The organism is Dehalobacter sp. DCA, assembly GCF_000305775.1.
GTDB classification, from domain to species: domain Bacteria; phylum Bacillota; class Desulfitobacteriia; order Desulfitobacteriales; family Syntrophobotulaceae; genus Dehalobacter; species Dehalobacter alkaniphilus.
On record NC_018866.1, the window covers coordinates 1,382,567 to 1,395,783 of the forward strand.

The following is a 13,217-nucleotide window of genomic DNA, read 5'->3' on the forward strand; positions in this document are numbered from 1 at the left end:
GAGGCTCTGCCGGAGGATGGTTTTCGTCCCCCTCAAGCTCCGTCACAAAGCCTCAATAAAGGGCGTTATCCTGTACACAGGTGTTACGGTGCCACCCCTGCCGTTAAAACGCGACACAGGGGCACACAGGCGGTAACATCCCGTTTGCAGGTTGTTATTCCTCGCTGTCCAAAGCTGGACTGCTTTGTCCTCCAGGAGTTGCCGGGCGGGTGCTGCGTTTAGGGGAGTCCATCACGCTGGTATCCCGGCTTTCGATGTACTCCCGGACAGGAGCGGGAACGTGCTTCTCATACAGTGTTTGCAGCAATGTATCCAGTTCAGCCTGCAGTTCTGTTTCGTCCTCCATGTACTGGTGTATGGCACGAAGCTTTTCAGCTTCAAAGGTGATTTGTACAGTAGTTTTTTTCATGCAGCTTTACTCCCTTCATTTGCTAAAATCTAATGAAAATATAACGGAAGCATCCTCCACCTGTTCCTGGGTAAAGGTTTCCGTCTTTTGAAATCGATCACTGTACTGCCGGATTTTATCCTCAGTCAGCGACACAAAATCCCCATCATCATTGCTGCCAGCCACAAAAAATGTACCGGCGATGATGTCGTTTCCAAGAGAACGGTTGCCGGGAAGCCCGATCAGCTTTCCCTCTTCATTGCAAACCAGAACAACATAATCCTCCAGATATACCGTTTCAATATATCCTCCAATCGCCTTCTGCAACCCTTCCAAGGTGTTTTCAACTTCAGCAGGATAGGGTTCCTTCATCGGTTCCACCATTAACACTTTTATCTTTTTCTCCATGTTCGCCTCCTAAATACTCATTGTCATGCTCCGGGTTTCCTCGGATTCTTCTAACTGCTCCTGATGCACAGACTATTGTTTATGAAAAAGTGAGCCATGTTGGTGTACTTTTCAACCATCCGGTATAAGGACGGCAGGAAAGTGAGCCAACATGGTTACAATTCCTCCAGTGCATGGATCAGACTGCCGGGTAGATCGGACAACTGAACATCCATATCCGTTTCCTCCAGCTGCGTGTTTTGTGGAGGCAACCTGAGATTTTGCAGCTCATTCCTGACTGCTTGCCGTACAATCTGTTCCAGAATTTCCGACTGATTTGCTGTCAGGATGCTGTTCACCACATACTCGGTGCGCTGTCTGCTGGCCTGGCGTGCAAACAGCACTTCAGCCTCCCGATGCCTTGGGTTATCCATATCAAAAGAGAGGTAATATCGTTTTCGCTCGGACATAGGGCTCACCCCATCAGGAGCTTGTAGCCGTCCGCATTGGCGAACCGGTTCAGCACCGCCACTGTGTTGAGGCCGCTCCCGTGAAGCATGGGTTCCAGCAGCTCAGCACCCCCGCCTGCAAACACTGTGGGCAGCCGCAGATCCAGACCTCGCTCACGGAGTGCATTGAACAACTCCTTACAGTAAGCGGTCACAGCCTGCTCTACAACAGCCACAATTAACTTGCTTTCGGTATGCTCGATCTCGCCGCGTATAGCATCCGTGATGAGTCCATCCGACAAAAGGATGTCACTTCGCTGGAGCGTATCTTGAATCCGGCTGTACAGGGCGATGGTACCCATGCGGAGACTTGCACAGCTTGATCTGTCAAGCCGGAAATCATGAAGTGCAAGAATATCCACCGTATAACCGCCGATGTCCACCAGCGTGATGCTTCGGTAATCCTTAAGCTGCGGATAGTACCTGCACAGCGCCGCATGGCCTTGTGCGAACACCTTGCATTCCGCAATTCGGCAGCGGTAGAATGTCCCATCGAACCGGAATGATATGTTGTCACGCAGAAAATATCGCCTGAAGGCTTCCTTCTGTGTGCCGTAGCTATCGATGGGCAGCCCTACGCCAAGGGCGATTTCAGCATTAGTTGTTCCTGCTTTTTTCATGGCATCCGCAATTGCCGGAAGCGTCAATATAAATGTATCAGGCTCCTTGGTTTTGTCCTGCTGAAAACGCAGACGACGCTCACCGACGGCATAATACCTGCCCTCGAAAAAGAGCTGCATCTCCGGCACAATGAATTCTTTGTCACTTGCGGCATACCCGGAGGCATATAGCATCCCCTCCGAGGATTTGGTGTTGTAGTTTCCATTGTCCACACCAAGCTTTATCATAATCAGCACCTCCTTCTTTTCTGCGGTTTACATGCTCATGGTCATACCCTGCGATTCTTCCTCGGCAGGGGTTTCAGCTTCTGACTGAGCTTCCAGAGAGGGAGGTGCTTCAGCTGCAGCCTGTTCCCGCTGTCGGCGGGAGGTACGAGGCTGGCGCTCTCTCGGAGCAGGAGCCGACTGGTTTTCCGCTGTCTGTTCCTGAGTTGTTTCCGGCTCCAAACGGCTTTCCACATACTCGCGGACATTGGCAGGAACCAGACGCTCATAGGTCTTGTTGAGGTAATCCCTCAGCTCCTGCTCTACGGTCTGATCCTTTTTCTCCATGAAAAAACGGAGGGCGTCCAGCCTCTCCGAAGGGAAGGGGATCTTTAATTCGGTTGTACTCATAGTGTGATTTCCTCCTTTATAAATTCATCTGCATTGCAGGCGGCTCGAGTTCGGGTATCTCGTTTTTGTCCAGATTCGGGCAATAATCCAGATAGAAAACCATGTCGAAGCCGTCCTCCATCGGCTCAAGCTCCGCCAGCTCCGGCCTTGCTTCAAGGATTTTTTGAAGCATGGGGCCAACTCCATTATGAGGTGAAACGGGAACATGATACCGCTCCTGTATCTCGTCAAAGTAAACCGCCCATGTTCCATTGGAGGTATTTTGTGTACTCTCACGGGTGATTTGGTCGGCCAGCTGGTTCAAGCGTGCGGTTACAAATTCACGCGCTCCCGGCATGAAGCTGGAGTACCGGGCGTAATTGTATCCCTCCGATTCAATCAGGATGCCGTCAGAGGTTCCTTCGCCCAGCACCAGCAGGCAATGGAACACTCCGTTTTCGTCCCGGTGCATGAGATCGGTATTCTCGGCAATAAAGGGCATGTCCCGGAGGGGAGCGGATTTGAAATACTTGTATTCAGCTTCCGGAAGCTCGACGATTTTTTCGATTACACAGTCCCATACGGGATAATCGTCAGCCTTCCTTGCAAAGATTGCCTGCAGATTAAACATGATTTTCACTCTCCTATGCTGTAGTTGATGTAGGGAATTTCAAGCCACGCTGACCACGAACGGTCGGCGAGATTTGTCTTGACGACGCCATATTTTGTACCCATGGCTTCAATGACCTTGCCGTTTCCGATATAGATTCCGATATGTCCGGACTTCCAAACAGCAAGACCTGGGATGTCAGGCATGGTATCAATGGAGCCAGAAACCGCAGCATTCTTATACATGCTGTCCGCACTGATATCCGGCATGCCGTTGGTCCCGTACTCAATTTCCATGGTGTTTGGATCAAGCCAGCCGTAGCCTTTTATCAGGCCAACACAGTCCGTCGTCCTGCCTCCGAGCCAGTTGCTGCGGATGAAGCTCTCGTAAATACCAACGCCGTCAGGGTACTGCTCCAGCTTGGAGCTGAACAGAGTTTCTGTGAGAACGTCGCCGTATGTACCCCATACATAGCCCCATCCAGAGTCAAAGGCTTGCTCGGCATAGGCGACCAGATCCAGGTTGTTCTTCGTCGCCGGAACTGTGAACGAAGAGACATCCAGAACGGCACTTCCTGTACCGCCGCGTTCAATCTCTCCGGTGAACGAACCCGCGCCGCCGAACGCCATCCTCTCATAGATTTTCTGAGCGTTGGTTTTGACCTCACTGTTAACCGTTTCACCTGACAGGGACAGCTTTTCATATGCGGCGTTCAGGCCAACCGGCACAGCAGTGTCGTCCTCATAGGCCACAAAGCAATCTACAAAGTTGCTGGCCTCAGCCCCGGACAGTGTCAGATTCTCAGCGCCGAAATACAGAGAATAAAAAATAGACTTGATACGGACATTGTCCAAGGCGCCGCCTTCCATCTGGGCTTCAGCCTCGGATATTGCTTCATCCAGAACAGCAAAGCATTCGCTCATATTGCTGATGTGCGACGCATATTCGGCGGGCATGGCAGCAGGGATTCTGCCGCCGTTGAAGGACAGATCTATGGCGGCTTTGTTGTGGTCAGAGCCTGCCGAGAGGATGCTGGAGATCATTATTATAATCAGGATGATTGGCGTCAGGATGGAGGCGATGACCACGCCTACCGCTTTCCACGTCCGTTTGTCAGTGGCGAGAGCAACGGCGGCCTTGACCGCAAGAGTAATTGCTGCGGGAGCTGCCATGGAGCATCACCACCATTTCAGGTCGAACAGCGTGCCCTGATCCGGTTCCCGTTCCTGCTGCTCTCTCGCCAGACGGATGGATTTCTCCACGGCCTGCTCCAAAAATTCGGTGTCAAAGCCTGCCGATTGGTAGCCCTCCAGTATGGTGTTTAGGTAATAATCTGAGGGCGAGCCAAAGGGATGTCCGTCATTCATGATGTAGACCATGGCTGGAACGGTCTTGCCTCTCAGTTCCACTTCAAGAATCTCCTTGCGGTAGAAAGACGGAAATCCCTCATAGCGGTCGAGCGACTGCAGGTCACGTTCCTTCAGCTTCCACAGAAGAACAGGAACGCTTGAGCCCTTGAGCGGCTCCACAGTTGCGACCGAGCTTTTCCGTCCGCCCCGGAACAGCAGCTCGTAATCCTTGATCTTGCTGACACCGACTACCTTGGCAGTCGGGCAGCGGAATGCCATCTGCGGCAGATTGAGGTTGCTGCCGTAGGCGATGTAAAGGGTTTCGGATTTCATTTTTCTTCATTCCTCCTTGCTACATTGACATGGAAAGGCCGGGGCTTTCATACATAACCCCGGCCTGTTCCTGTTCGTTTTCAGTTGTCTGCTCCTGCGGTAACGCCCTTTCTTGTGCCGCCTCAGCCAGCTCCTTTTCTTTTTTCTGCCTTAACCGTTCCTTTTGCTGGAGGGCCTGTGCAGGGTCCTTCCAGGCGATACAGCCGTCCAGATGCTCCAGCAGATGAAGCCGGGCGGTTTTGAATTCGTCACCGATAAGCCCCAGCCGAAGGAGCCAGGTCCTGAAGGTATATTTCTCGTTGGTGCTTCGGGTTTTCTGGCGGCTGGCGCACCGCTGGTTGAGAGCCTGCGCGGAGATGGCAAGGCAGAGCTGGATGTATGCCTTGATCTTGCCTGCATGAGTGGTGGAATTGAACAGCCGGAACTCGATAGTACCCTTCTGGAACACACTGTGCAGGTTCAGGCAGTGGTACCGGCTGTTGTGGTAATGCTCGCGGTGACCGTCGCCGCCGTTGTACCAGATACGACTGACCTCGTTCAGGGTTTTCGGCTTTTTACGGTTGATTTCATCCAGAAAGCTCTGCTCCACCTTCTTGCAATACTGCCGTTCCCTTGCCACCTCCACCTGCATGGCCTTGTAGATCAGATCCTCCTTGGAAGCCATAATGTTGGTGATGTTTCGCAGGGTGTTGGCGTTGTGGGGAGAGGCGTCCAGGTGGATGTGGATACCGCAGGACTTATTTGCAATCATTCCTGCCTGTCGAAGCTTGCGAACAATCTCCTGTATGGTTTCGATGTCCTCATAGCGGCAGATAGGACTGACCAGCTCCACGCTGTAGGTGTTATCTGCCGATACAATCTGACGTCCTTCTTTCTTTTCTGTTTTTATGCTGCCGTCACTCATGACCTTCCAACGGCGGCTCTGACTGTCCAGCACGGAATATTCTCCGTAATATCCGCCGTCAAAATTGGCAGGCCGTCCGAAATACTCCGACAGCACCTGTGCGGCACGCTGACGGGACAGGCCCGTCATTTCAATCTCAATGCCGAAGCGCTGCTCCTTCATGTCCATCTTTTATCACCCCTTTGCTCAGAGCATCTGCATCCCGCCCATACTGTTTTTTATTTCTATTGCTTCATGGATGAAGGCATCGCAGGCGTCCTCCATCCAGCGATGGATTTCATCCCGCCGCCAGGAATCCATAAGATGACCGCCTGTTTTTTCATCCAAGGCAGTGATTTCCGACCATGCCTTTTCTCTCAGTGCATTGGCCTGAGGCAGATGACCCTCCGCACATCCATCCAGCAGACCGTCAATGAAGCTATCCATGATGGCGGCCAGCTCGTCAACCTCCTTTTGTGAATAAAATTGTTCTCGGCCTTTAGGACGGTCATATGGTTTTCCGGTAATGCACTTTGCCAGTTCTTCCAGCAGCTCTGCCTTATCCTCGCCGCCCAGCTCATCATCCAGATAGGAACGCATGAAGCTGTAAATGTCTGCTTCACGGCTGTTGGCGGGGGTAATGCTGCCGAGGGTGTCCTCGAGGATGTATTGCTTGCTTTCCTTGAATTCTTCCAGTCTGCTCATTACCTTCCGCCTGCCTTTCCGAAGAGCCTTGCCTTATGCTCCGGAGCCTGAACCATGAGATTGTATCGTTCATTTCCGCATTTATACAGACAAACGCCACGCTGGGGATAGCGGATCAGGTTGTACTCCGATTCCTCCAGCTGGAGGGTATCCATATAGAACCGCTTATCGATATTGCCTGCGTTGAACAGAAAAGCGTGGGCCGGTATAGAAAACAGAGGCTTGGTATACTCACGGATGCCATCGATATTGAAGTCCTCCAGATTCTGTGATGAGAGGATTACAGCGCTGTCCTTCTTCCTGACTCGCTTCATGAAGTTCCTGACATACTCCACGGCCGTCAGGTTAGAAAGGAACAGATAAAATTCATCGATGCTGGCGGCGGTACTGCCTGCGGTGAGAAGCTCGTTGCTCATGTAAGACAGCACGTTGAACAGCAGGGCGTTTCTCAGGTTTTTACTGGCCTGCAGAAGTCCCTTGACACCGAAGGTCACAAACTCACTGCTTATTATATTGGTGTGCCCGTTAAAGAATTTGGACTCCGCGCCCTTACACAGGGAATGGAGTCCGAGGCAGATTTCCCGCAGCGTATCCGCAGTATAGAGCTGGCGTTTTCTCTCGTCGAATTCCTTGTATTCCGACTCGACCAGCTCATATAGATCGGACAGAATAGGATAATCATCAGGCTTTAACCGGTCAAAGTTGCTGTGATCGGTGATGCTCCATTTATCATAGAGCTTGCTCAGCATGATCTCGATAGTGTCAATCTGGCGGTCATCAAAATCCTTGTACACTCGGAAAAAGTCCTTGAGAAAGCTGATATGCTGACTGAGCTTGCTGGTCTGCTGGAATGCCTGGGGCGCTTCGGTATCCTTCGGATCACCAGCTTCATCCCAGGTCTTTGGTTCCAGAACATTGATGATGTACTCGCCGGTCATCAGGTCGATGAAGCAGCCGCCGAGGTTGTTAGTGAGATCCTCGAATTCCATTTCAGGGTCAAGGCAAATGATTTTCATGCCTGATTCCCTGAGATTGCAGAGAATGAGCTTTAACAGATAGCTCTTTCCCTGGCCGGAGTTACCGAGAATGAGGATGTTGGCGTTGGTCTTATCGTCCGCTCTCCGGTTGAAATCCACGAGGATATTGCTTCCGAATTTATCCCTGCCAAGATAGAAGCCGTTTGGATCTGTTTTGCCGCTGTAGTTGAAGGGATAGAGATTGGCAACTGAGCTTGCAGGCAGTACCCGTTCAAACTGATCATCGAACACATTCCAGCCGGAGGGTATGACCGACAGAAATCCCTGTTGCTGGCGGAGCAGTAATCTGTCCACGTTGAGCTTGCTTCGCACCAGCTCGGTCAGCACCTCAGTCTGCAAGAGCTTGAGTTGGTCGGGATCATGTGCGGACAATTCAATATAAACAGCGGCATGAAGCAGAGGCTCCTTGCTCCGATGCATCTGAGTTATGATGGCCGCTACGTCCTGCAGATTGCTTTCCGCCGTAACCGTCTGCTGCAGGTCCTGGGTGCTGCTTCTTTGCATCCGGTTCTTGTTGGCGGCGTTTGAGATGATTTTTCGTTCCTCAACAGGACTTACATGCCGGGTATAGATGTGCAGGGTCACTCCGTCCTTCTCCCCGAGATGCCGCAGGATTGCCTGTTCATCAGTGGCGGTTGGGTACTCGCGCAGAGCCCATACGGAGCGGTAGGTATTGCCGCAGATGAAGTGGTCGGTGTTGAATTTGATAATGCTGGGTGCAATCATGTCGAGGAATTCCTGAATGCTGACTTCTTCCTGTTGAGTTGCTTGAGGCCTTGTTCTACCTGACATATGTTTTATTCCTTTCTTTTTTGGTATTGATTTGGACAAAAAAAGCCGCCACAATTGTGACGGATAAGTAATCATGTAAGGTTAACTTGACACCACCATGAGATAAATGCTACAATTATTTTGTGTAAAGCCAACCTTACACAAAAAGGAGGGGATGTCTATTGAAAAACCGAGTTAAGGAATTGCGCGAACTTTTCGGATTAACTCAAAAGCAATTAGGTGAAAAAGTAAGTGTGTCAAGACAGGCTATAAATGCAATTGAAACTGAAAAATATGATCCATCGCTCTGGTTAGCATATGACATCGCAGTTTTCTTTAACATGTCAATTGAAGAAGTATTTAATTTTAAGGAGAGTGAAAGAAAATGAAGATCATGAGATTTCCTTTGGTAAATGCTATTTTTGTAACTCTGCTTTCGATAGGGTATGCATCAATTTTCATTATTACTGCTGAACATATTGAATTTACAAGATTGCTATCTCATTCTAAAACATTGCAGTCAGCCTTTTGGAACAGCTGGTCAACTTTTATTCAAGCTGGTAACATGAAATACATTGGATACTTAATACTTTTAATGGCTTCAATTATTGTATTGTTAGCAATCGCCAAAAGAGAAAAATACGATGAATACCAGACAAATATTCTTTTTCGTTGTTTTGGAATTATAGGTATACTCACAGTGTTTATGCTTCCACTAATTCTGCTTCTGATTTTAAGCGATAGAAACTATGCAATAGAATCTCTGTTCTTTTTACTGAGCTTGCAATGGTTAGGTTTTCTTATTACTGATACTATATTTCTTATTAAGTTTTTAAAATAGAGGAATATATTAAAGGGAGCAGCGATTTCAAATAAATTTGCTGCTCCTTTTACATTATACTAGCTCCCGTAGCTATATTCAGTACATCAAAGCAATACCTTTCATTCGTTCAAAATAATCCAACGCTCTCCGTCGAAGTCCTCAAACCTTTCGGTGGTAACGTTCTGCTCAAAATAGATCGCCAGCATGCTCTTTATGTCCTCGCGCTCGGCCCTCTTGGCAGAGAAGCCCTGCTCCCGTAAGGTCTTTTCAATACGGCTCAGATAGGGGCGCACCTCAGCTTCCTTTTCGCCCCTTAGCCGGATAACCACGAGGAATTCTCTAGCCGTTGCCATCTGTACCTGTATCCGGTCAAGGTGGCTTAAGTCATGCTCCAGAAGCCTGCGGACGGCAGGATTGCTTTCCTGCTCCATACGCTTTTTAAGGAACTGCTTGTTATCCTCGAAGTTTTCACGGCTGTTCAAGCACAGAAATTCCAGCTCCGCCATTCCTTTAAGGACGGTCATCAATGCATAAATTCGCGCCGACACGCTATCCTCAGACAGGACGGAGATATTGGTGGGCTTGATGATGAAATACACCAGCTCGTCGCCCCTGTAGGTCAGGAGACTGTATTCTGTTATTCCTTTTGTATTGATTAGCTGGCGGGTATATTGCTTTTGCCTGGCTGTCTTTTTTCTTTTCTGTTCATTGCTTTCCGTACCCCCATTCATAAGTCTGCTGCTTTGTAACGAAGAAGGCGCAGGCGTATTTGATAAAATCAAGAATGCTGGTATCGTCAAACCGGATGGTAAGGAAGGCATATAGAGCTGTGATGACAATGGGCGGCAGGAGCTTCAGCTGCGCCAGCGCAAACACAGAAAGCAAAAGACCGACGCCGATGACGCCGATATCCCTGAGCTGCCACAGCCACAATACCGCCTTGGATTTCAGGTTGTCGGGGTAGATGTACATTCGCATTCCTCCTGTTCTTCATGAAATTTTCGCAAAAAATATAGCGATCCCTCGGAGCACATGCTCCACACAGGGGATCGCTACGCTGTTGCCGAGAGCTTTATATCTTGAGCTGTCTGAGGCTCCGGGGATGTCCGTCCAATAGTCGGGAAAGCCTTGAAGCCTTTCACACTCTAGAGGGGTCAAGCGCCGAATGAGCTTGCCGATGCGGACCGGATGCACATTGTTCAAGGAATATCCTCCGTCCGTCTTGGACTGGAGCGTTCCGCTCAGATCTCCGTTTTCCGTACCGTTTCGGCAGTCCAAGCCTGCGATGTCCAGTTCACAAACAAGGTCCGTTGAGTCCTTGTATTGTCTTGCGCTCTGGGTACTGACCACATCGTTGCGAACATATTCGTCGCTCCGCTGCTGTGAGAATACGCAGTGGCGGTCTGCCGTGTTCAAGGTGTAGCTGATATCCGGCTGAAATCCCATGCCGTTGCCGCCATTGTGGTCCTGCCGGTCTATAATGTTTCCGGCGATGCAATAGGTTTCAGGTTGTGGTGATTCTCCACATTCATCCTCGGAAATAACATTCATCTGTGAAATGAGCGGCACGTTGTTTCCGCCTGTTCCATACCTGGCGGACATGGTCGGCGCCACCTCATGGGGACCGGTATATCTGGAGTCGATACCGTGATTTTCAAACAAAACCGGCTGATTGTTTCCGCTGGTACCTGCCGCCGATGTAATGGTCGGACACAGGTTTATGCAAATCTCCGCGCCGCCTTGCTGGCTTCCCAGCACGAGCGGAGGGTGACCGTCCATTTGAGCGCGAAGAGTACCGGTGATATTGTGACTTACATTCATTATGCTTCCGCCCTGATCATTAAGGCACAGGACTGACGGCACCATGTTGGAGCTGCTTTCCGATGCCTTCAGGGTTGGAGCGCATTCCTCCTGACAGCCTGTTCCTCCGGCCCTCTCACCCTGACCGGCCGAGAAGGCAGCAGCTATAAAGGTCTGATGCTTCATGCCCGGCTGGGCTTGAATAGCTCCGGACACATCGTGCAAATCCCGCACCTCATCCCGCTGGTTGCAGGCAAAGGCAATGGAACCGCTGTCCGCTTCTATACAGACTGGACTCCTGCCTGGATCTCCAGCGCCTGCTTCAGAACAAGAGGCATCTCCTTGCCGCGCTTCTTCGCCCGACGCAGAATCCCCAAACAGGCTGTCTTGCTTAAATAATATTTGGGGTGCGGTGTGTCCTCCAAAATCTGCGACAAGGTAGATTCTTTTGCGCCTTTGTGGGACGGACCAGTATTGAGCGTCGTATACCCTCCAAGCAAGTGAGAATTGATCTCCCAATATGGCCCCAGCAAGCTTCCATACCCCTCCCGGAGGTCGAGGTACAGATACGGTACCGTCAGCAATTCTGCAGGTTTCCTCAAGCACCGCACGGAAGTCCTCTCCGTCTGCCGAGGAGAAAGCTCCGGGTACGTTCTCCCAGACCATATATCTGGGTCTAAGTCGAACAGGGTCATCTGTTCGTTTGGCTCTTGCATCATGCTCTCTCAACTCCTTTATGACACGGATCTGCTCCATAAACAGGCCGGATCGCTCGCCCTGAAGCCCGGCGCGTTTTCCCGCAACCGATAAATCCTGACATGGAGAACCCCCGCAGACCGCATCCACGGGGGTAAGTTCAGCGCCTTTCAGCTTTGTAATGTCACCAACATGGAGCATTTCCGGAAACCGTATTCTCGTAACCTCAATTGGAAAAGGCTCGATTTCGCTGGCCCATGCAGGGGTGAAGCCCTGCCGGACGCCTGCCAGCGGGAATCCGCCGATCCCATCAAACAGGCTTCCGAGGATCAACGGTATGGTCACAGCTGCAGCTTCAAGTCGGGGGAAGGCGTTTCCTCCGGCTTGATTTTTATTTCTATAGCATCGTAGGGCAATTGCTTCATGTGACATCCTCCTTGTATCTGTTCTGCCGACAGGCTTCTGACAGGGATGCCAATCCGTTCTGCCTCAGTGATTTCACAGCTCATGCCGTGGCTGATACGCGAACCGCAGATCCATAGCTCATCGCAGGAGGCCAGTACCCGCAGCCCCATCTGGATGCCAATTTCTCTCTGGGCGGGTACATTATCATCTAGAATTTGCGGGTATAACAGGTGAACGGCAACTGGTGCACAGCCCTGATTAGCAGCATAGAGGCAGGCGGCTCTGGCAAACCGGATATTGCTTTCTATGTCCCCCGCAAAAGGGGAACATATATAAACCAGCTTCATTTCGCAGCCACCGCCTTTACCACGGTTCTTGTCATGTTTACGGCTGTCTGGGCGGTATAGGCTGCGCTCATGAGGTTGGTCTTGGTGCTGGTGTCCAATCCAAAGGCTCCTGCGATGCGGGGAATTTCTCCGGCCGACAGCATAAGTCCAAGCCCCAGCAGGGCATGCTCCTTAACTACCATGAGTCCTGCGATGAGGATGGTGGACTGCAGGAAAGCTGTCAGACACAGGCCGACAATCTGCTTGCACCAGCTGACAAAACCGTCAAGATAGCCGCGGGGAACAGAAAACATGTACAGTGAACCTACGGCAATCTGGATGAGCAGGATGCCGCCTCTTTTCAGGTTGGCGAAAAACACCTTAATTACCGCATATCCCATGAGGAGAAGGACAAAGAGAATCATAATCGGACTGGTGATGGCTCCGAAGCCGAAAACATTCGTGCTGCCTGCGTTTTCTAGACTGCCGGCCGCACTAAGCTCGGTGATGATGCTGGACGCAACTGTACCGATATCGGTGTCAAAGCCGGTGATACCAGCGGTCAAGCTGCTCTGCAAGGAGATGGATAATTTATATAACTCCACCGGCACGACTGAGAACAGGCTGACAGCCATAAAGCCCTTGATGGTGTTCATGGCCGCATCCTTGATGCTGCCCCGGCCGGACTGGCACTCAATGCCGCATTCAAAGGCCGAGACAACCAGCCCTGTGACGTAAAGCGCCCAAGCCAGATAAACAAAAAACAGGATGATGGACTGCACCCAGCTCATCTCGAACAGGTCGGCGCCCATATTGCCCATTTCGGCAAAGAAGTTGCCGAGGAAGCCGATAACCTGACCGTAGAACCAGTCAACAATCTGCCCCAGTACGGTTTCGGCGACGAAATCCCATATAAACATGGGCGGTCACCTCCTTTCGGATAAAAAAATAAGGAGCCTGTCATTTCACAAGCTCCCGAAA

The 13,217-nt window shown here is 50.8% G+C and carries 17 protein-coding genes and 1 pseudogene; 2 read left to right on the top strand and 16 right to left on the bottom strand.

The window, feature by feature from the left end; all coding sequences use genetic code 11:
• Positions 1–154: 154 nt before the first annotated feature.
• From DHBDCA_RS06580 to DHBDCA_RS06630, 11 genes are all read right to left on the bottom strand, one after another.
• A complete protein-coding gene (locus DHBDCA_RS06580; RefSeq protein ID WP_015043421.1) occupies positions 155–409 on the bottom strand; it encodes a DUF6103 family protein in 255 nt (84 codons plus the stop codon).
• A 15-nt stretch (positions 410–424) separates the two neighbouring features.
• A complete protein-coding gene (locus tag DHBDCA_RS06585) occupies positions 425–796 on the bottom strand; it encodes a DUF3846 domain-containing protein (protein WP_015043422.1) in 372 nt (123 codons plus the stop codon).
• A 155-nt stretch (positions 797–951) separates the two neighbouring features.
• Positions 952–1,245 carry a hypothetical protein gene (locus DHBDCA_RS06590; protein ID WP_041226370.1) on the bottom strand — a complete coding sequence of 98 codons (294 nt, stop codon included), beginning with the start codon at positions 1,243–1,245 and terminating at the stop codon, positions 952–954.
• Between the two features lie 5 nt (positions 1,246–1,250).
• Positions 1,251–2,132, bottom strand: coding sequence for a ParM/StbA family protein (locus DHBDCA_RS06595; RefSeq protein ID WP_015043424.1), 882 nt, complete (start codon positions 2,130–2,132; stop codon positions 1,251–1,253).
• A gap of 27 nt (positions 2,133–2,159) precedes the next feature.
• Positions 2,160–2,519 carry a DUF6103 family protein gene (locus DHBDCA_RS06600; protein ID WP_015043425.1) on the bottom strand — a complete coding sequence of 120 codons (360 nt, stop codon included), beginning with the start codon at positions 2,517–2,519 and terminating at the stop codon, positions 2,160–2,162.
• Between the two features lie 16 nt (positions 2,520–2,535).
• Positions 2,536–3,129 carry a DUF6329 domain-containing protein gene (locus tag DHBDCA_RS06605; protein ID WP_015043426.1) on the bottom strand — a complete coding sequence of 198 codons (594 nt, stop codon included), beginning with the start codon at positions 3,127–3,129 and terminating at the stop codon, positions 2,536–2,538.
• A 5-nt stretch (positions 3,130–3,134) separates the two neighbouring features.
• A complete protein-coding gene (locus DHBDCA_RS06610; RefSeq protein ID WP_015043427.1) occupies positions 3,135–4,280 on the bottom strand; it encodes a hypothetical protein in 1,146 nt (381 codons plus the stop codon).
• A 6-nt stretch (positions 4,281–4,286) separates the two neighbouring features.
• Complete coding sequence (locus tag DHBDCA_RS06615) at positions 4,287–4,790, bottom strand: gamma-glutamylcyclotransferase family protein (protein ID WP_015043428.1); 504 nt, start codon at positions 4,788–4,790, stop codon at positions 4,287–4,289.
• A gap of 19 nt (positions 4,791–4,809) precedes the next feature.
• Positions 4,810–5,862, bottom strand: a complete 1,053-nt coding sequence (locus tag DHBDCA_RS06620; RefSeq protein WP_015043429.1) for an amidoligase family protein — start codon at positions 5,860–5,862, stop codon at positions 4,810–4,812.
• Positions 5,863–5,880: 18 nt separating this feature from the next.
• Entirely contained in the window at positions 5,881–6,378 is a 498-nt protein-coding gene (locus DHBDCA_RS06625) for a hypothetical protein (RefSeq protein WP_015043430.1), read from the bottom strand.
• On the bottom strand, positions 6,378–8,207 hold the full coding sequence (locus DHBDCA_RS06630; protein WP_015043431.1) for a VirB4 family type IV secretion system protein: 1,830 nt from the start codon (positions 8,205–8,207) through the stop codon (positions 6,378–6,380). The genes DHBDCA_RS06625 and DHBDCA_RS06630 overlap by 1 nt, the downstream gene beginning before the upstream one ends.
• A gap of 161 nt (positions 8,208–8,368) precedes the next feature.
• On the opposite strand from DHBDCA_RS06630, the gene DHBDCA_RS06635 reads away from it, so the two are divergent.
• Together DHBDCA_RS06635 and DHBDCA_RS06640 are read left to right on the top strand one after the other, a co-directional pair.
• Entirely contained in the window at positions 8,369–8,575 is a 207-nt protein-coding gene (locus tag DHBDCA_RS06635) for a helix-turn-helix transcriptional regulator (protein ID WP_015043432.1), read from the top strand.
• Positions 8,572–9,027: a hypothetical protein gene (locus DHBDCA_RS06640; RefSeq protein WP_041226372.1), complete on the top strand. Its 456-nt coding sequence runs from the start codon at positions 8,572–8,574 to the stop codon at positions 9,025–9,027. The genes DHBDCA_RS06635 and DHBDCA_RS06640 overlap by 4 nt, the downstream gene beginning before the upstream one ends.
• A gap of 101 nt (positions 9,028–9,128) precedes the next feature.
• Here the strand turns inward: DHBDCA_RS06640 and DHBDCA_RS06645 are convergent, their stop codons facing one another.
• The 5 genes and pseudogenes from DHBDCA_RS06645 to DHBDCA_RS06665 all read right to left on the bottom strand — a co-directional run bounded on the left by DHBDCA_RS06645 (position 9,129) and on the right by DHBDCA_RS06665 (position 13,156).
• The gene (locus DHBDCA_RS06645; protein ID WP_015043433.1) at positions 9,129–9,740 is read right to left on the bottom strand and encodes a hypothetical protein; all 612 of its coding nucleotides are present in this window, start codon (positions 9,738–9,740) and stop codon (positions 9,129–9,131) included.
• Positions 9,715–9,981: a hypothetical protein gene (locus tag DHBDCA_RS06650; RefSeq protein ID WP_015043434.1), complete on the bottom strand. Its 267-nt coding sequence runs from the start codon at positions 9,979–9,981 to the stop codon at positions 9,715–9,717. The genes DHBDCA_RS06645 and DHBDCA_RS06650 overlap by 26 nt, the downstream gene beginning before the upstream one ends.
• Positions 9,957–11,850: pseudogene (locus DHBDCA_RS06655) on the bottom strand (DNA cytosine methyltransferase). Before DHBDCA_RS06655 ends, DHBDCA_RS06650 begins: the two are co-directional and overlap by 25 nt.
• The gene (locus DHBDCA_RS06660) at positions 11,847–12,257 is read right to left on the bottom strand and encodes a DUF7768 domain-containing protein (protein WP_015043436.1); all 411 of its coding nucleotides are present in this window, start codon (positions 12,255–12,257) and stop codon (positions 11,847–11,849) included. The pseudogene DHBDCA_RS06655 and the gene DHBDCA_RS06660 overlap by 4 nt, the downstream one beginning before the upstream one ends.
• On the bottom strand, positions 12,254–13,156 hold the full coding sequence (locus DHBDCA_RS06665) for a conjugal transfer protein TrbL family protein (RefSeq protein WP_015043437.1): 903 nt from the start codon (positions 13,154–13,156) through the stop codon (positions 12,254–12,256). Before DHBDCA_RS06665 ends, DHBDCA_RS06660 begins: the two co-directional genes overlap by 4 nt.
• Positions 13,157–13,217 lie beyond the last annotated feature (61 nt).